Below are 17,797 nucleotides of genomic sequence, written 5' to 3' on the forward strand. Positions count from 1 at the left end.
ATCTGCACCACTATCCTTCACAGGATGGTTTTTGTTAACCAGCGCTCTTTATAAGCATGGCTACCCTCGGTAGATTTGGCTACCCTTTTTAGATAGGCCGCCCTCGACTCGCGGCGGTATCGGAGCCGCTCAATGGCGCCGGTAACCGTAACGCCGACCAATAGCAATACACGCGAATGTGGATTATTCTTGATTTGGCAAGACGCCACCCCGATAACCGGGGCGGCCAGCCGGCCTATAGTAGCGATGAAACTCAGAAGCAGCAATATCCACAAGCTCAAACAGACGACTTACGATGTGTTGATTGTCGGTGGCGGTATCAACGGGGCCGTCTCCGCCGCCGCGCTGGCGGCCAGGGGGGTCAAGGTCGCGCTTATCGACAAGGCGGATTTTGCCGGCTGCACCAGCTCCAATTCATCGAATCTCGCCTGGGGCGGTATCAAGTATCTCGAGAGCCATGAGTACCTGCTGGTGAACGGGTTGTGCAAAAGCCGCAACCATCTGATGCGAAGTTACCCTTCGACTGTCAGGGAGATTCGCTTTCTCACCAGTATCCAGCGCGGCTTTCGCCTGCCTGCCGCGTTCGTGTTTCTCGGTACCCTGGTCTACTGGGTATTCGGGCGGTTTTTTACCCGACCGCCGCGTTATCTGTCGCGCCGCGCCATCAAACAGAGGGAAGCGGCGGTCAATACCGACCAGGTGGCGGGCGGTTTCGAGTATTCAGACAGCTATCTCTATGACAACGATGCGCGGTTTGTCTATAACTTTATCCGCTCGGCGATGAACTACGGTTGTATTGCGGCGAATTACGTGGAGTCGGTCGCTGCCCGATTCGAGGCGGGCTCGTGGCAGGTCACGGCCCGTGACACTATTTCCGGTGAGACTTTTGACCTGCGCGCCCGCGTCCTGGTCAATGCCTGCGGGCCCTTTGTCGACCGCCACAACGAGATGACCGGCGAGGAGACAGAACATCACCACCTGTTTTCCAAAGGGATACACCTTATCGTTGACCGCATTACTGAAAGCCAGCGGATACTGGCGTTCTTCGCCAGTGACGGCCGCCTGTTTTTCGTTATTCCCATGGGGCCGAAAACCTGCATCGGTACCACCGATACACAAGTCGACAGTCCTGACACCCGGGTGACAGAAGCGGACCGGCAGTTTGTGCTCGACAATGCCAATCGCCTGCTCAACCTGCCCGGACCGCTGACCGCAGGCGACATTATTGCCGAGCGCTGTGGCGTGCGCCCGCTGGCGCAGAAGGGACGGGGCGGCGTGGCCGACTGGATACAGCTCTCGCGCAAACATGCCGTCGACGTCAACGCCGCCACCCGCCATATCAGTATCTTCGGTGGCAAGTTGACCGACTGTCTTAACGTGGGGGAGGAGATCACGGGTATTGTCGAGCGCTTTGGCATTGCCGCGCCTTACCCCCGCCAGCGCTGGTACGGTGAAGCGGATGATTCTGTTAAACAGGAGTTTCTCCACCAGGCGCGCCTGATGGGGTTGGATGCGATGACGCCGGCATCGTCGTCAGAGCCCTTGACCGAGAGATTGTGGCGCCGTTACGGGCGCAGTGCCATCGGTATGCTGGAGACTATCCGGCAGGACCCGGCGGAGGCCGAACTGTTGATTGAAAACGCCGAGTACCTGCGCTGCGAAATTCGCCAGGCGGCCAGATTTGAAATGATCACCAAACTGGAAGATTTTTTGCGGCGGCGTTCAAAGATTGCGCAGGTGGTCAGACACCGGGATATTATTGCGGCGCCGGGCCTGAAAGAAGCCTGTGTGATTCTGTTCGGCGAGCAGGCTGAGGAGAAACTGCAGGAATATATTGATACAACGGGTTGAACCGTACCGGACCCACCAGTGTCGTCTCACCACCTTCAGAAAAATTCCAGCCAATTACTAACAACCGGGAGTGTGTATGAGTAAAAGTCTGTTTTGGAAAATGATGGACGGCGAGCTGCCGCTGCCGGCGGCTGCCCTGACTCTCGGCGCAACTATTACGCATATCTCCCGCGATGAAGGCACGATTACCGTCGAGTTTGAGGGTAAACCGGAATTCGCCAATCCCGTCGGCACTATTCAGGGCGGCTTTTTGGCGGCGATGCTGGATGACACTATGGGGCCGGCTTTGACCGCCACCTTGCCGGCCGGTGAGTTTGCTCCCACGCTGGAGTTGAAAACCAGTTTTTTCGCGCCCGCGACTGTGGGTAAACTGGTAGGCTACGGCAGGGTTGTCGCCAGGGGCGGCAGCGTTTGCTTTCTCGAAGGTGAGTTGAAACAGGGCGATAAGCTGGTGGCCCGGGCCTCAGCCACAGCGATTATCAAGAAAATCAGCCGTTAGCGGGTGAGGCGCGGCTGGCAGGTATGGAGTTGCAGATGCGGGCAGAAGTCAAATATTGCCGTGAGGCCGACGAGTATGTAACAGAAGAGCGCTGCGCGATTTTGGAGGTGGCGAACGATGCCGCAGACCCGGCGCTGTCCATCGCCCGCGCCCGGGTCGAGCCGGGGGTAACGACAGCCTGGCACAAACTCTCCGGCGTTACCGAGCGCTACCTGATCGTGTCCGGTTGCGGCGAGGTCGAGTTGGGAGCGGCGGCACCGGCCGCCGTGGGCCCCGGCGATGTGGTGCGGATTCCGGCGGACACGGCCCAGCGTATCACCAACACCGGGGCGGTGGATTTGGTGTTCTACGCCATCTGCTCGCCGCGTTTCGAGCAGCAGTGTTATATAGCGCTGGAGTAGGGGAGACAGGACACAGTGAGATTGCGCCGTTTCCGCGAGGCTGATCCCGGCGCTGCGGTTGCGCCGGTGCTGCCGGTTGTTGGCGCCGATCTTTTATGACAGCATTCGGGGCTGACGAATGTTCAACCTGGTGTATTTCGACTTATCGCCGCATCACGGATCGTATCTGCATTGCGCACTGAAGGGCTTACCCTGTATTGGCTCGCGCTGGCCTGTTTGCTGCTGCAACTGTTGCCCGCCGAGGCTCGCCTGTGGCTTGAATTGCACCCGGCAACCTGGTGGCAGGGCGAATACTGGCGCCTGCTGACCGGCCACCTGGTGCACGCCGGTTGGTGGCACTGGCTGCTCAACGCCCTGGGCATCGCCGTGTTGCAACAGTTATTGGGGCCTTATCTGGCCGTGCGGCACTGGATGGCTTGTTGCCTGTTCAGTGCGGTATTTGTCAGCGTGGGGTTGGGGTTGATTTCCTCGTTGAGTTACTACCTCGGTTTTTCGGGTCTTCTGCACGCGCTTTTTATTTTCGCCGCGCTGCAGGCGCTTGCCCGCGAAAAAGTTGTCGCGCTCGCCGTGTTGGCCATTGTGCTCGGCAAGGTGGTGTTGGAACAGATCGCCGGCCCGGCCGAATCCAGTGCCCGTTTGATCGGTATTGCGGTGGCGACCGACGCCCACTGGCTGGGAGCGGTTGCCGGATTGTGTTTCTACCTGGCGCGGGCGCTGTGGTCGGGCCCGTTGAAGCTACAATTTCGGTGAGCGGATCACGATCATCTTCTCGACTTGCATATCCTCATAAGTGTAGGGAATCCCACCGACGCCGTGGCCGGACTGCCTGAGTCCGGCAAACGGCATCCAGTCGACCCGAAACGCCGTGTGGTCGTTGACCATGACCGCCGCCGCGGCCAGGTGTCTGCTGGCGTGCATGGCGGTATCGATATCGCTGGTGAAGACCGATGCCTGAAAGGCGACGGGCAGACTGTTGGCCTGTTGCAGGGCCGTGTCGATATCCTCGTAAGCGTAGACGCAGATAACCGGGCCGAAAATTTCCTGGGTACTCACCTTGGCGGTGGCGGGCGGGTTTAATAAAATCGTCGGCGCAAAACTGTGCGCATCGATGCGTTTGCCGCCGCTCAACACTTCGGCGCCGCCGGCTACCGCCTCAGCGACCCACTGTTCGACCCGGTCGACCTCGGCACCGCGGATCAGTGGCCCGACGGTGGTATCGGCGGCGGCGGGATCGCCCACCACTGCAGCCTTTGCTTGTTGCGCGAGCTGATCAGCCAGGGTCCTGGCCACCGCCTGATGGGCAAACACCCGCTGCACCGATACGCAGACCTGGCCGGCGTGATAGAGACCGCCTTTGGCCAGCAGCGGCACAGCGCTGCCCAAATCCGCATCCGGCGCCACAATAACCGGCGCCGCGCCGCCGTGTTCGAGGGCGCAGCGGGTGCCGGGCGCCAGTTTCGAGCGCAGCATCCAACCGATTTTAGCCGAACCGATAAAACTGAAAAAAGCGACTCGGGGATCGGTTACCAACTGCTCCGCCACTCCGTGATCGGTGGTGAGCACGGCCTGACACCAGCCGTCCGGCAGGCCGGCCTCGCGCAACAACTCCAGCAGCGCAAAGCACGACAGCGGTGTGTCCTCCGCCGGTTTGACGATTACCGGGCAGCCACTGGCGATGGCCGGACCGATCTGGTGCACGATCAGGTTGAGCGGGTGATTGAACGCGCTGACCGCCACCACCACCCCGATGGGTTCGCGGGTGGTAAACGCCAGCCGGTTGGCGGAGGCGGGATTGAGTCGCATCGGGATTTCCCTACCGGATTCTGTGCGAATGCACTCAATGCAGTTTTTGATACCGTCAATAGCCCTGTCTACCTCGACACGGGTATCGATCAGGGGCTTGCCACCCTCACTGACGGCGATGGCGGCCAGGTGCTGGGCCCGCTCCGCCATCAATACCGCGGTTTTTTCCAGTATGGCAATGCGTTGGTGGGCGTCCAGCCATTGGTTTTTATCCGCAAACAGCGCACTGGCGATGCTCAGCGCCGTTTCGATGCCGGCGCTGTCCAGTGTCTCCACCCGTCCGACCTCGGCGCCGTCGTAGGGTGATGTGACCGTTACGTTACCGGCAGCGGTGGCGCCGGCGACCGTTACCGCGAATTCCATAGCCTGGCTCCGGGGTGGTGTGTTTGTGAGGGGGATAAGTTTGCCTGAGTATCGGCTGCAGGTATAGCTACAGAAGCAGTGAACTGCCCCAGCGGGGCAGGATGATGACCTGGGTGCCGGCTACCGACTCGGCGGCACCCAGGATAAAGTCCATCTCGACGGTGAAATCGTTGATCAACAGGTTCATGGGTTGCAGCGGTGTGCTGTAGGGCAGGGTGAAGTCGTCCCAGTGGATGGGAATCACCCGGCTGGCGCCGACCGCAGCAACGGTCTCCCGGTAATAGGCTTCACGGTAGGCGGCTGACTGTTTGCTCAAACCACCGATACCCAGGAATACGGTATCGGCCTGAATACCTTGCAACAACCCCGGCACGTAACCGGCGCTGCCCTGAACCAGCAGATTGCCCTCCGGGTGCTCAATCACCACGGCAAAGCTGCCGCCTTCTTTATAGTCGCCCAGGGCGGCCGGGTGTTGGAGCGGCTGTTCAATGGACTTGCCGTGGCCGCTGATGCGCGCGATCAGGCGCGGCATGGGCGCGTGTTTCGACACCAGCAGGGTGACGGTGAAACGGCCGAAGCGCAGCGGTTCGCCGGATCGCGGCACGCGGATTTGATGCTCGGGCAGCCCCCAGCCGCGGCCGATATTGGCGGTCGATTCCGAGCCCACCAGCAGCGCGCCGGTCTGGCGCGCCACTTCGGGTGCATCCATGGCGTGATCGTGGTGGGAGTGGACCGGGATGACGGCGGCCAGGCTGGTGATCCCGGCCTGGCGCAGCGCCCGGGTAATCAATTGTCTGTCCGGTGCCAGGCCGGCGAACAGCAGGGTGCCGAGGTCCGGTCGGGTGAAAAAACCATCTGTCATCAGGGCTGTCTCACCGTCGCTGATCAGCAGGGTGCTGGTGCCGAAGTAAGTCACTTCGAGTTGCGCGCCGGGCGGCGCGGCCGCGGCGCCGTCCCGGTGCGGGGCAAAGTACTCGCGGTAGTGATTCAGGTCGGGGCGTTGTCGCCACTGGTCGGCACTCCAGGCAACGGCTAAAACCAGGGCGGCGGCGAGAGTGATAAGAATGGGTTTTACCATGATCGTGTTAGTTTTCCGCTCTGTAGTTAAAAAATGTAGTTAAAAAATGTAATCAAACACTGTCACCAGCTACAACCGTCACCAGCTACCGGCACTGGCCAGGCCCTGTTCATCTTACCTGTGGCTGCACAGTGTACCGCTCTCCTGCGCTCTGCAGTAGTCGGTCTTGCACTGTCGGACAAACAAAAAAACCGCCGTACCGTGACCGGCCGTATGAGCAGCGCAGGTATACTAAAATAGCGTGCCCGATGGCAACAGAGCGGCCCTGTTGCCGCCGGCTTGCGCGTTGCCGAACGCGCAACTGTGTTGCATTAACGTCGTGTTCGCGGTTACTGTAATTACATATGGATACCCTATTAACATCTGCCATAGCTTTTGCCCTGTCTCAGGTAGTCCTGAGTGGTTTGTTGTTACTCGGCCACAACCGCTGGGCTGTGCAAGAGCGTCTTTACGGCCTGTTGTTGATCGCCATCACCAGTTATCTGCTCTGGCCGGTCACCCGCGATACCCAACTGGTTTTTTTGATGGAGCCGTTGCAAACGGCCGTGCCGGGCTTATTCTGGCTGTTCAGTGCGAGCCTGTTTGACGATCACTTTCGGTTGAAAAAGTGGCAAGTAACGCTGGTGGCCATCACCATCTTGTGCCCGAGCCTGGGGGAATGGCTGCTGCGACGTTATGGCGTAGACTGGCGGCTGGTGCTGGTGGAGCTGCCGCAGTTACTGGAGTTCGTGCTGCTGGGTTTGGCGCTGCTGGTGGTGGCCCGGCACTGGCGGGTGGACCTGATCGAACCGCGGCGGCACCTGCGCCTCTGGTTTTGCGGCCTCAACGGCTGTTATATCCTGGTGTTGATTTTTCTGCGCGAGATAGTGTTTCCCGAATCCGAGCGCCTGGCTTCGCTGCAGTACCTGCCGGTGGGCGGTATTCTGCTTGCCACCAATGCCCTGTTGCTGGAATACAAGTCATCCATCTGGACCCGGTCCACTGCCGAGGTGGTGGCAGCGCCGGCGGTGGCGGTGGAACCCGGTTTTGACGAGGAATCCCCCGAGTTGATCGGCACGCTGTTGAAACTGATGGAGACCGAGGCAGTGTACCGGGAGATGGGCCTGACCATCGGGCAACTGGCCGCGCGGATGAAACTGCCGGAGTATCGGCTGCGCCGCGCCATCAATGCCGGTCTCGGCTATCGCAATTTTAACGACTTTCTCAATCACTACCGCATCCGCGAGGCATCGCGCCGCCTGGGTGACCCGGGACAGGCGGATATCCCGGTGCTGACGATCGCCCTGGACACCGGATTTCGCTCGCTCAGTTCCTTCAATAAGGCGTTCAAGCAGACCTTCAAAGAGACGCCCACGGCTTATCGCCGCAGTCACGCTCAAGGCTGACCGGCGTATACGGCGGCGCATCACCGCGGTAATGCCGACGAATTCCGAACAAGCTGTCGGAATAGTACAAATGCCGACGAATTCTAAGAATGCGTAAGCAATTTGCCTCGAAAGTCCCATAATGCGGCCGAAAACCATCAGCCACGGCCTTGGGCGGGCGGCAGTTACGGAGGGTGAAATATGCCGGGCAGTACCGGAAACCGATTGCGCTTAGTGAAAATGATTGTCCTGATTTGCGGCCTGGGCCCCGCCACGGGATGGGCGCAGAAAGAGGCGCCCGGGGTCGAACAGGTGTTTGCCACCTGCGCGGTCTGCCACGGCCAGCGGGCTGAAGGCAAACGGGCGCTGCAGGCGCCGGGCCTGACGGCGCTGAGTGCGGCGTACATCGCTCGACAACTGCGCAATTTTGCCGCCGGCACGCGCGGCGCGCACCCCGAGGACACCCACGGCGCCCAGATGGCTGCGGCGGTGAGCCAACTCGGAGAGGGTCCGGTGCTGGAGCGGCTGGCGACTTATATCGCCGCGCTGCCGGCGGTGACTCCGGAGGCCACCGTCAGTGGCGATTTGAAGCGCGGCAAGGACTTTTACTCCATGGTCTGCGGCAGTTGTCACGGACCTGCGGCCGAGGGTAATGTTAAGTTGCAGGCACCGGCCCTGGCCGGCACCGACGACTGGTATCTGGTGCGGCAACTTGAGCATTTTCGCGCCGGTATCCGCGGCGGCGAGGGTGCCGATGCCCTGGATGTGCAGATGCGCTCCATGGCGCAGATCCTGCCCGATACGGCGGCGGTGCACAATGTGGTGGCCTATATCCAATCTCTGGTGGTTTCTCCATGAAGCGCTATTACGTGGCCAGAGTCACCGGTAGAGTTAAAACTATCGTGGTTAACACTTTTACAGCCAAAACCCTGGTTTTTAAAACCCTGGTGTTCAACCCCCTCAGTATTGTTAAAACCGTTATTGCCCCAGTGCTGCCCGGTGGCGTTGTCGCCGTCGCCTGGATGTTACCGGTGCTGTCCAGTGCGGCTGCGACAACGGTCGCAGCGCCCGCAGGCGGGCCGGCGGCAGTGCCGGAGCTGGCGCAGCACTGTCCCCCCGGATTTGAATTGCGGGCGGACAACGGCTGTTATCTGCGCAGTTTTTACCGCGACCTGCCGTCGTTGCAAAACGCCGGCGTCGGCGGCCCGCAGACCGGACTGCCGGCGCTGCGCGAGGGTTTTTCGCCGCAGCAGATCGATCTCGGGCGGCTGCTGTTTTTCGACCCGCTGTTGTCGGCCGACCACACGATTGCGTGTGCCAGTTGTCACCAGCCGCACCTGGGGTTTGCCGATGGCCGCGGCCGCAGTGTGGGGATCGGGGGGCAGGTGGTCTCGAGAAGTGCGCCGAGTCTCTGGAACGTGGGCCTGTTGAAGCGTTTTTTCTGGGACGGACGTGCCACCAGTCTCGAACAACAGGCGGTGGGACCGCTGTTCGCTGCCGATGAAATGGGCAACTCGCCGGCGCGTTTGCAAACCGATTTGAATGGAACCCCCGCCTATGTGGCGCTGTTTCGGCAGGTCTTCGACACCGATACCATCGCGCTGGAGCAGGTGTACCTGGCGCTGGCCGCGTTTCAATCCTCGCTGATCTCGCTCAACAGCCGCTACGATCTTTATGCCCAGGGCTTCGAAGAGGCGCTGACGCCGGCGGAAACCGAAGGCATGAATATCTTTCGCTCATTTGTGGCGCGCTGTGCCGAATGTCATACGCCACCGCTGTTTACCAATCAGCAGATCGCGGTGTTGGGTACCCCGGAGCCGGAGGGGTTGACGCTGGATATAGGTGCCGAGGGCCCCAGCGGCGACCCGTCGCAGCGCGGCGGGTTTAAAGTCCCGTCGCTGCGCAATATCACTCTCACGGCGCCTTATATGCACTCCGGCCGTTTCGCCACGCTGCGCGAAGCCGTCGAGTTCTATAACAAAGGCCGCGGGCACGCTGTACCGGAGGGGGAGAAACTGAGCCTGCACTGGCATATCTGGGAGCCCCAACTCGAGGCTCGCGAGTTGGACCGGCTGGTTGATTTTCTCGGCGCCCTGACCGACGAAGGTTTTAAACCGGCCATTCCGGCAGCGGTGCCGTCGGGTTTGCCGGTGCCGGTTTTGAGTCACAGTAAGTCTGAACAACAGTAACAATGCGCAAACTGCAGTAACGAGGTAGGGACAGCAATGAAAAAGATAATCTTAGGTTTTGGTTGTTTGCTTGGGCTACTGGTGGCGGTGACCGTGCCGGCGGCGGAGATCAAAGTGAAAGACGGCGACTCGATTCAGGCCGCCGTGAAAAAGGCGCAGCCGGGTGACACCATTTTGGTGTACCCCGGCACCTACAACGAGAGCGTCTATATCGACAAAGACAGCATCACCGTCAGAGGCGTGATCGAAGAGGGGGAATGGCCGACCCTGGACGGCGAAAAGAAATTGAACGATGCGGTGTTGTACTCCGGTAACAATATCACCATCGAGCAGCTCAAAATCATTCGCTATAAAGGCAATGCGATTATGGGGCAGGCCGGCAACAATTATGTGATTCGTCACAACTGGGTCATCGATACCGGGGTTTACGGTATCTTTCCCCAGTTCGGCGAAAACGGCCTGATTGAATACAATGTGCTCAGTGGTATTGAAGATGCGGCCATCTATGTCGGCATGTGCGATCACGTCGATGTGCGTCACAATGAGGTTTTCAACAACGTGGCTGGTATCGAGATCGAAAATACCCGCCATGCGATTGTGGAAAACAACTATGTCCACAACAACACCGGCGGCATTCTCACCTTTATCACCCCGGGCCTGCCCATCAAGACCACCTATGATGTGATCATTCGCAACAACTTCGTCGTCAACAACAACACGCCCAACTTTGGCGTCGAGGGTTCCCTGGTGTCGAAAGTCCCGGCGGGCACCGGCATCATCGTGATGGCCGGCGATGATGTGGTGATCGAGGGCAATATCATCTCCGGCAACAACACCGCCGGTATCGTGATTACCGACCTGACCTTTGTCACCGATATCGCCAGCGATCCCGACTCGGAGCCGAATCCGGACCGCATCAAGATACTGCGCAACTTCATGGTCAACAACGGCGCCGAGCCGGTGGCGGCGGTGCGGGCGCTGGCGCTGACCCACTTCACCACCAAAGGGCCGGATGTGCTCGCCGACGGCTCGGCCAAAGACAAGGCCCGCGGCAGTTGTATCGTCGACAACAACAGCTACCGCACGTTCGGCTTGCGCCACTGGGGGGAGTGCGATGCGACTGCGACCACCGCCGCGATCCGCAGCCACCGCCTGGACAAACCCGTGCCGGCGCGCAAGATCACCAACGACGCCGATCGGGTTGAAAAACTCTATAACGGCATCTGTGCCGGTTGCCATGCCTACAACGTGCGCATGGTCGGACCGCCCACCCAGGTGATACAGGCCATTCACCGCAATAACCCCCAGGCGATTGCCGACTATATCGCCAAGCCGGTCAAGAAGCGGCCGGACTACCCGGAGATGCCGCCGCAGGATCACCTGTCGGCAGAGATTCGCTTTAAGGTTGCCGAGCATATGCTGAAGCTTGAGAAGTAAGGTGAAATAGAGTCTTACGTAAATGGCATTTCCTTAAGCCAATATTATGCTAATTGACCGGTCTGGCTCTGGCTAAAGCCTTCAGAAACACGGGCTATGCCCGGAGCGAGACCGTGTCGGCTAGGACACCAAAGTCTGTTTTAAGTGAAAACCTTCATTTGTCGAAGCACTAGCTTTAACGAATTACTCTCTGGAGTCATGCCGTCATCAACCGGACTTCAAGGCAATCGCAGAAGTCTCTTTGACATCCTCCATCACCGCATAACTGGTGGATTCATGGACGTCCGGTAAAGTCAGCAGAGTCTCCACCAGAAACTGGTGATACTCCGTCATATCGGCGACCCGGGCCTTGATCAGGTAGTCGAAGTTACCCGATACCAGAAAACACTCCTGCACCTCCGGCACGTTCTGGATCGCCTCCTTGAACTGGCGGAAGATATCCTTGGAGGAGCGCTGCAGGCGAATCTGCACAAAGACCACCAGGCCGGCGTTCAGTTTCTTCGGGTCCAGCACCGTGCTGTAGTTCTTGATAATGCCTTCGCGCTCCATGCGTTTGACCCGCTCCACACAGGGGGAGGTGCTGAGGCCGACCCGCTTGGCCAGCTCCGAGTAGGTGATGCGGGCATCCCGCTGCAATTCCCGCAATATATTGAGATCGATTCTATTGATATGTGTTTTTTCCATGATGCTGTTATATAGAGGTGGATTTTTCTGTTGAGATTTGCATTTTATAGAAAATATACTGCTAGAGGGGAAAAATAAAGAAAAAACACTGTGTCAGCAGCTCTATACTGGCGTCTATTGAATCCGCGATCCAGGAGAGCGACAGCGATGTTGATCGGTGTACCCAAAGAAATCAAAAATCACGAATATCGTATCGGCCTCACCCCTGCCGGGGTGCGCGAACTGGTCGCCAATGGCCACCAGGTGATGGTGGAAACCAAAGGCGGCGAAGGAGTCGGCATCAGCGATGAAGACTACACCCAGGCCGGTGCCAGTATCGCCCCGGATGCCGGGACCGTCTTTGCCCGGGCGGAGATGATCGTCAAGGTTAAAGAACCCCAGCCCCAGGAATGCCGGCAATTGCGCGCCGGCCAAACCCTTTTCACCTACCTGCACCTGGCCCCGGACCCCACCCAGACACAATTGCTGGTGGAATCAGGGGCAACCTGTATTGCCTACGAAACCATTACCGATGAGCGCGGCGGGTTGCCGCTGCTGGCGCCCATGTCCGAAGTGGCCGGGCGCATGTCGGTGCAGGAGGGGGCCCGCTGTCTGGAGAAGGCCGCGGGTGGCTCCGGTGTGCTGCTCGGTGGTGTGCCGGGGGTAGAGCCGGCCAGGGTGCTGGTTATCGGCGGCGGTGTGGTGGGTCTGAATGCGGCGCGTATTGCCGCCGGCATGGGGGCCCGGGTCACTATTCTCGATCGCAATATTAAGCGCCTGAAGGAAATTGATGATCTCTACGGCAGCCAGATAACCACCATCTACTCGACGCTGGACGCCCTGGAAAGGTACCTGGCGGAGGCAGACCTGGTAATTGGCGCCGTGCTGATCCCCGGCGCCGCGGCTCCCAAGCTGGTTAAGAAGTCGATGCTGTCATTGATGAAACCCGGCTCAGTGATGGTCGATGTGGCTATCGATCAGGGCGGCTGTTTTGAAACCAGTCGCGCCACCACTCACCAGGACCCGATTTACACCGTCGACGGCATCATTCACTACTGCGTCGCCAATATGCCCGGCGGGGTCGCCCGCACCGCCACCTTTGCCCTCACCAATGCGACGCTGCCCTATGTATTGGAGCTGGCCAACAAAGGACCCGGCCCGGCGCTACAGGGCAACCGACACCTGCTGAACGGTTTGAATGTCCACGAGGGGCTGGTGACGTGTGAAGGGGTAGCCGTGGCACTGGGCTACGACTATGTCGAGGCCGGCAGCGCACTGGCCAAGCACAAGTTGCAGAAGTCTGCATAGCGTTCACGGCCCGGCGACCACCGCCACGGCCGAGTACAGCTTCAACTGCTGTCGTAATTTTTAATGTCCTCCTAGGGTAAGTTCAGTTTTTTGGACTTACCTTTTTTTTGCAGCGCAGTTTTTTGCAATTCGGCTTTTCGTCCTTCAATCTTCCGTCCCGAATGGCGCTGCCTTAAGCAAATATGTGCTAACTACCTAGCGGCAAACCTACCGCCGATATTCTTAACCAAGATCGATCGGGACGGTGCGGGGGCTGATAAACCGCGCAAATTTGCTTAAGGCAGCGTTATTACTTCCGTCCCTCTTTTCTTTCGCGAATCGGCAGTCCGGTGCCGCCTTTGACCTCCTCAATCACCATGTAGGTGTGGGTCTGCGCCACACCCGGCAAATCCACCAGTTGGCTCAATACCTGGCGGTAGGTTTCCATGCCGGAAATCTGCAACTTGAGCAGATAGTCGAAACCGCCCGCCACCATATGGCACTCCATTACATCCGCAATGTCGACTACCGCCGCACGGAAGTTGTCGAAGACGTCGCCGGTGGTGCGGTCGAGGGTGACCTGGATAAACGCCGCGGTGCCCATGCCCAACAGGGTCGGGTTGAGCTTGGCTGCATAGCCCTCGATATAGCCGTCAGCCTCGAGCCGGCGCACCCGATCCAGGCAGGGGCTGGGGCTCAGGTTGACCTGGCGGGACAACTCCACGTTGGACATGCGGCCGTCGCTTTGCAGGGCGGCCAGTATGGCATAGTCGATTCTATCGAGATCACGGACAGGCATTCTTGTAAAATCCTGAATAATAGATAAAAGACAAAATAATATACGGCAAAATTACCAATAAAGCCAAATAATGCTGTGCCTGAGGACCTATAATTCCCACAATCAAATAGGCTGAATATAGGCACTTGAAATGCTGGTCGAACAAGAAACCCTCACTGTTGCGGCGCCGATCAGGCAGCGTATCCGGGCGCTGTATCGGGCCGATGAATCCGAGCTGTTAACTGACCTGGCGGAGCTGGCCCGGGTGGATGCCGGCGCCACCCGCCAGATAGGTGCCCGGGCCCGACAACTGGCCCAGGGAATTCGCCTGGCGCAGACGGGCAAGGGTGGTCTCGATGCGCTGTTGACGGAGTTCTCCCTGTCGACCGAAGAGGGGATTGTGCTGATGTGTCTGGCCGAGGCGCTGTTACGGGTGCCGGATTCACACAATGTCGACCAGTTGATTCGCGACAAGCTGAGCGCCGGCGACTGGGCGGCCCATCTCGGCAAAAGCGACTCACTGTTTGTCAACGCTTCGGCCTGGGGCCTGTTGCTCACCGGCAAGGTAGTGCAATTGAATCATACCGATGACCAGCGACAACTGACCCTGCTGCACCGCACACTGGGGCGCCTGGGCGAACCGGTGATTCGCCAGGCGGTGCGTTCCGCATTGCGGGTTATGGGCACCCAGTTTGTCCTTGGCACCCGCATTCAAACCGCTATGCAACGGGCCAGGAAACAGGAGGAACTGGGATTTCGCTATTCCTATGACATGCTGGGGGAGGGGGCTCGTACCGAGGCGGACGCGCAGCGCTATCTGCACAGTTATGCCGAGGCCATCGAACATATCGGCCGCGCCGCCGGGGGCCGCGGCCCTGTCGCCAGCCCCGGTATCTCGGTCAAACTGTCCGCCCTGCACCCGCGCTACGAGTTTGGCCAGCGCCGGCGGGTGATGGAAGAACTGGTGCCGCGGCTGAAGCAGTTGGCGTTGTTGGCGAAGGCCTGCGATATCGGGCTGACGGTGGACGCCGAAGAGGCGGACCGGCTCGAGTTGTCGCTGGAGGTCATCGAAGCGGTGTTTACCGATGCGGAGCTGGGTGCCTGGGAAGGGTTCGGGCTCGCTATCCAGGCCTATCAGAAACGCGCGGTCGCGGTGGTCGACTGGGCCAGGGAACTGGCCGTCTCGACGGGGCGACGATTGATGGTGCGCCTGGTGAAGGGCGCTTATTGGGATACCGAAATCAAACGGGCCCAGGTGGAGGGTGACAGTGACTATCCCGTATTCACGTCAAAACCCGCCACCGATGTCGCCTACCTGGCCTGCGCCAAAAAACTGTTGGCCTATCGCGATCACCTCTACCCGCAGTTCGCAACTCACAACGCCTACACCGTGGCCGCGATTTTGACTTACGACCGGGAGCGCACCGGTTACGAGTTTCAGCGCCTGCACGGGATGGGCGAAGCGCTGTTTGTGGATGTGATGAAAACCGACAACATTCCCTGCCGCATCTACGCGCCGGTGGGAGAACATGCCGATTTGCTCGCCTACCTGGTACGGCGCCTGCTGGAGAACGGCGCCAACACCTCGTTTGTCAATAATATTGTCGACAAGGCGGTGTCGATCGACTCCCTGTTGGTCGATCCGGTTGCTACGGTGGAGGCCTGGCCTGTCAAACGCAATACGGCCATTCCCCTGCCGGCCGATTTGTATGGCGTGGCACGGCGCAACTCCGCCGGCCTCGACCTGACGGATCCGGTAGCGGTGGCCGCCGCCGCGCAGGGTCTGGATCAATGGTGGCAGGCTAACAAACGCAAGCAGGGACCGTTGCAAGACGCGCCGGTGGCAATTACCAACCCCGCCGATCGCGACCAGCGGGTTGGCAGCCTGCACTACGACATTGCCGCGGACATAGCGCAGAAACTCGAGCGCGCCCACGCTGCGTTTGCGTCCTGGAATCAAACGGATGTGTCGGTACGCGCGACTGTCTTGCAGCGCCTGGCCGACGCTGTCGAGGAACACCGCGATACCTTTATGGGACTGTGTATCAAAGAGGCGGGTAAGACCGCCGATGACGGTGTTGCCGAAGTCCGTGAGGCTGTCGATTTCTGCCGCTATTACGCCGATCAGGCGCTGCAGCAGGTCGATATGCGCAGCGACAGCGGTCGCGGTGTCGTACTCTGCATCAGCCCCTGGAACTTTCCCCTGGCAATTTTTATCGGCCAGGTTGCCGCCGCGCTGGTGACGGGCAATACCGTTGTGGCCAAAGCGGCGGAACAAACCGGACTGATCGCCCTGGCGGTGTTCGAACTGATACAGCGCTGCGGTCTGCCCGCCGGTGTGCTGGAAGTGATCGTGGCGCCGGGGCGGGCGGTGGGCGAGCAGTTGGTACCCGATCCGCGCATTCAGGCGGTGATGTTTACCGGCTCCACCGGGGTGGCCAAGTGGTTGTCGAGCACCCTCGCCGGGCGCGCCGACGGGGGTATTCCCCTGATTGCCGAAACCGGGGGCCAGAATGCGATGCTGGTGGATTCCACTGCGCTGCCGGAACAGGTGGTGGACGACGTCATTCAATCGGCCTTCCACAGCGCCGGGCAGCGTTGCTCCGCGCTGCGGGTGTTGTTTTTACAGGAGGAAATTGCGGACAAGGTCACCAGCATGTTGATCGGGGCTATGGGCGAACTCGCCATCGGCGACCCCGCGGCCCTGGCCACCGACGTGGGGCCGGTGATCGATCAGCGCGCGCTCGAGCGGTTACAGCGTCACACCGAGCGACTCAGCCGTGAGGGCCGGCTGCACTATCGATGCGAATTGCCGGACGCTTGTCAGGCCGGCAGTTTTATTGCGCCGCATTTGTTTGAAATCGACAGCCTGGCGCAATTGCCGGAGGAAGTGTTCGGACCGGTGGTGCATATTATTCGATACCGCGCCGCGCAGCTCGATGAGGTTATCGAGCAGATAAACGGCTGCGGCTTTGGTTTGACGCTCGGGGTACACAGTCGCATTCAGGCGGTGCAGGCAAGAGTTGTCGCTGCCGCGGCCGTCGGCAATGTGTATGTCAACCGCAATATGGTGGGCGCCGTAGTGGGGGTGCAACCCTTTGGTGGCCGGGGCCTGTCCGGCACCGGGCCCAAAGCCGGTGGTCCCCATTATTTGAGCCGGCTGCTGTGCGCCGGGCCGCTGGCGTCGCCGCCGGCTCCTGCCGCAATGCAAGCCGGTGACGATGGCTCCGCGATCAGCCTGGCTGATGCAGCGGCCGTAAAATCGGATAAACCTTCTGTTCAGGCGGCCGATAAAGAACAGTGGCACAGTCTGCCGGTGTGGCAGCGCGCCGCCGTGCTGCGGGATTGGACCCGGCAGTGGGCGACCGCGGCACCGGTGGAACAGGAAACGGCGGGCGTCGCCCGACAGCTGCTGGCCCGGGCTGAAGCGCATTGGGCTACTGAGACGGTGTTGCCGGGACCTACCGGAGAGCTAAACCGCCTGTTCGTCGAGCCCCGCGGTGCACTGGTAGCCTACCTGGATAAGGCTGACCCGCTTGCCGGACTCTTGACGGCTGCGGTGGCGGCGCTGGTTACGGGCAACAGTCTGGTGTGCGTAACCGGCGCCGGCGTTGCGCGCGCGCTGCCGGCGGAATTATTTGCCGCAGTGCCGCAAAGTGTCCCCCTGACCTGGGTGGAAACGGAGGACGCGGCAGCGGACTTGTCTGTCCGCCTGGCACAGGGCAGTGTTATGGGCGTTGTGGTAAGTGCGGGTTCCCAGTGGCACCGGCCGCTGCGACAGGTGCTGGCGGATTGCGACGGCCCGCTGCTGCCGCTGATTGACGAGCCGGTAAGCCGCTTTTACTTACAGCGTTTCGTGCAGGAAAAAACCGTATCCGAGGATACCACGGCGGCCGGCGGCAATGCTTCGCTGATGACGCTCGGGGAATCCCACGAGGCACAACAGCCATTGCGGCAGGCAGTTTAGTCACAGCGGCTGCGAAACTGTGACCGGGTAGTGATTTTTTTTATGAAGGGTTTGCCGGGGCATACGTCTTCGGTAAACATGGGAGTAGATAGTAGGCTGCGCCGCCGCCGGCGGTTT

14 protein-coding genes are annotated in these 17,797 nt (G+C 60.0%); 10 read left to right on the forward strand and 4 right to left on the reverse strand.

Annotated features, from left to right (window positions below):
* The first annotated feature begins 246 nt into the window (after positions 1 to 246).
* From FKG94_RS21685 to rrtA, 4 genes are all read left to right on the forward strand, one after another.
* On the forward strand, positions 247 to 1,851 hold the full coding sequence (locus FKG94_RS21685; RefSeq protein WP_142929041.1) for a glycerol-3-phosphate dehydrogenase/oxidase: 1,605 nt from the start codon (positions 247 to 249) through the stop codon (positions 1,849 to 1,851).
* A gap of 76 nt (positions 1,852 to 1,927) precedes the next feature.
* Positions 1,928 to 2,350, forward strand: a complete 423-nt coding sequence (locus FKG94_RS21690; RefSeq protein ID WP_142929042.1) for a PaaI family thioesterase — start codon at positions 1,928 to 1,930, stop codon at positions 2,348 to 2,350.
* Positions 2,351 to 2,385: 35 nt separating this feature from the next.
* On the forward strand, positions 2,386 to 2,751 hold the full coding sequence (locus FKG94_RS21695) for a cupin domain-containing protein (protein WP_142929043.1): 366 nt from the start codon (positions 2,386 to 2,388) through the stop codon (positions 2,749 to 2,751).
* Between the two features lie 171 nt (positions 2,752 to 2,922).
* Positions 2,923 to 3,501 (forward strand): rhombosortase, encoded by a 579-nt coding sequence (gene rrtA, locus FKG94_RS21700; protein WP_179957755.1) that lies wholly within the window; start codon positions 2,923 to 2,925, stop codon positions 3,499 to 3,501.
* On the opposite strand, the gene FKG94_RS21705 is transcribed toward rrtA, so the two are convergent.
* The gene (locus FKG94_RS21705; protein WP_142929045.1) at positions 3,487 to 4,917 is read right to left on the reverse strand and encodes an aldehyde dehydrogenase family protein; all 1,431 of its coding nucleotides are present in this window, start codon (positions 4,915 to 4,917) and stop codon (positions 3,487 to 3,489) included. The genes rrtA and FKG94_RS21705 overlap by 15 nt on opposite strands.
* A gap of 67 nt (positions 4,918 to 4,984) precedes the next feature.
* Positions 4,985 to 5,995 (reverse strand): MBL fold metallo-hydrolase, encoded by a 1,011-nt coding sequence (locus FKG94_RS21710; protein WP_142929046.1) that lies wholly within the window; start codon positions 5,993 to 5,995, stop codon positions 4,985 to 4,987.
* Positions 5,996 to 6,339: 344 nt separating this feature from the next.
* On the opposite strand from FKG94_RS21710, the gene FKG94_RS21715 reads away from it, so the two are divergent.
* The 4 genes from FKG94_RS21715 to FKG94_RS21730 all read left to right on the forward strand — a co-directional run bounded on the left by FKG94_RS21715 (position 6,340) and on the right by FKG94_RS21730 (position 10,985).
* On the forward strand, positions 6,340 to 7,380 hold the full coding sequence (locus tag FKG94_RS21715; RefSeq protein ID WP_142929047.1) for an AraC family transcriptional regulator: 1,041 nt from the start codon (positions 6,340 to 6,342) through the stop codon (positions 7,378 to 7,380).
* A gap of 213 nt (positions 7,381 to 7,593) precedes the next feature.
* Entirely contained in the window at positions 7,594 to 8,217 is a 624-nt protein-coding gene (locus FKG94_RS21720; RefSeq protein WP_246125330.1) for a c-type cytochrome, read from the forward strand.
* A complete protein-coding gene (locus FKG94_RS21725; protein WP_246125313.1) occupies positions 8,214 to 9,548 on the forward strand; it encodes a cytochrome-c peroxidase in 1,335 nt (444 codons plus the stop codon). The genes FKG94_RS21720 and FKG94_RS21725 overlap by 4 nt, the downstream gene beginning before the upstream one ends.
* A 36-nt stretch (positions 9,549 to 9,584) precedes the next feature.
* Complete coding sequence (locus tag FKG94_RS21730; protein ID WP_142929049.1) at positions 9,585 to 10,985, forward strand: parallel beta-helix domain-containing protein; 1,401 nt, start codon at positions 9,585 to 9,587, stop codon at positions 10,983 to 10,985.
* A gap of 207 nt (positions 10,986 to 11,192) precedes the next feature.
* Here FKG94_RS21730 and FKG94_RS21735 read toward each other — a convergent pair whose 3' ends face one another.
* Positions 11,193 to 11,669 (reverse strand): Lrp/AsnC ligand binding domain-containing protein, encoded by a 477-nt coding sequence (locus FKG94_RS21735; RefSeq protein WP_142929050.1) that lies wholly within the window; start codon positions 11,667 to 11,669, stop codon positions 11,193 to 11,195.
* A 147-nt stretch (positions 11,670 to 11,816) separates the two neighbouring features.
* On the opposite strand from FKG94_RS21735, the gene ald reads away from it, so the two are divergent.
* On the forward strand, positions 11,817 to 12,956 hold the full coding sequence (gene ald, locus FKG94_RS21740; RefSeq protein WP_142929051.1) for an alanine dehydrogenase: 1,140 nt from the start codon (positions 11,817 to 11,819) through the stop codon (positions 12,954 to 12,956).
* Between the two features lie 289 nt (positions 12,957 to 13,245).
* Here ald and FKG94_RS21745 read toward each other — a convergent pair whose 3' ends face one another.
* Positions 13,246 to 13,734: a winged helix-turn-helix transcriptional regulator gene (locus FKG94_RS21745; protein ID WP_142929052.1), complete on the reverse strand. Its 489-nt coding sequence runs from the start codon at positions 13,732 to 13,734 to the stop codon at positions 13,246 to 13,248.
* Positions 13,735 to 13,864: 130 nt separating this feature from the next.
* Between FKG94_RS21745 and putA the strand changes: the two genes are divergently transcribed.
* Positions 13,865 to 17,680, forward strand: coding sequence for a bifunctional proline dehydrogenase/L-glutamate gamma-semialdehyde dehydrogenase PutA (putA, locus tag FKG94_RS21750; RefSeq protein ID WP_142929053.1), 3,816 nt, complete (start codon positions 13,865 to 13,867; stop codon positions 17,678 to 17,680).
* Positions 17,681 to 17,797 lie beyond the last annotated feature (117 nt).

Source organism: Exilibacterium tricleocarpae (genome assembly GCF_007004655.1).
In the GTDB taxonomy this organism is placed as follows: Bacteria; Pseudomonadota; Gammaproteobacteria; order Pseudomonadales; family Cellvibrionaceae; genus Exilibacterium; species Exilibacterium tricleocarpae.

Bases quoted from the DNA above. Each gene is read 5' to 3' on its own strand.
- ald (WP_142929051.1), top strand. From the start codon at position 11,817: ATGTTGATCGGTGTACCCAAAGAAATCAAAAATCACGAATATCGTATC.
- putA (WP_142929053.1), top strand. From the start codon at position 13,865: ATGCTGGTCGAACAAGAAACCCTCACTGTTGCGGCGCCGATCAGGCAG.
- FKG94_RS21685 (WP_142929041.1), top strand. From the start codon at position 247: ATGAAACTCAGAAGCAGCAATATCCACAAGCTCAAACAGACGACTTAC.
- FKG94_RS21710 (WP_142929046.1), bottom strand. From the start codon at position 5,995: ATGGTAAAACCCATTCTTATCACTCTCGCCGCCGCCCTGGTTTTAGCC.
- FKG94_RS21705 (WP_142929045.1), bottom strand. From the start codon at position 4,917: ATGGAATTCGCGGTAACGGTCGCCGGCGCCACCGCTGCCGGTAACGTA.
- FKG94_RS21690 (WP_142929042.1), top strand. From the start codon at position 1,928: ATGAGTAAAAGTCTGTTTTGGAAAATGATGGACGGCGAGCTGCCGCTG.
- FKG94_RS21730 (WP_142929049.1), top strand. From the start codon at position 9,585: ATGAAAAAGATAATCTTAGGTTTTGGTTGTTTGCTTGGGCTACTGGTG.
- FKG94_RS21735 (WP_142929050.1), bottom strand. From the start codon at position 11,669: ATGGAAAAAACACATATCAATAGAATCGATCTCAATATATTGCGGGAA.
- FKG94_RS21715 (WP_142929047.1), top strand. From the start codon at position 6,340: ATGGATACCCTATTAACATCTGCCATAGCTTTTGCCCTGTCTCAGGTA.
- FKG94_RS21695 (WP_142929043.1), top strand. From the start codon at position 2,386: ATGCGGGCAGAAGTCAAATATTGCCGTGAGGCCGACGAGTATGTAACA.
- FKG94_RS21725 (WP_246125313.1), top strand. From the start codon at position 8,214: ATGAAGCGCTATTACGTGGCCAGAGTCACCGGTAGAGTTAAAACTATC.
- FKG94_RS21745 (WP_142929052.1), bottom strand. From the start codon at position 13,734: ATGCCTGTCCGTGATCTCGATAGAATCGACTATGCCATACTGGCCGCC.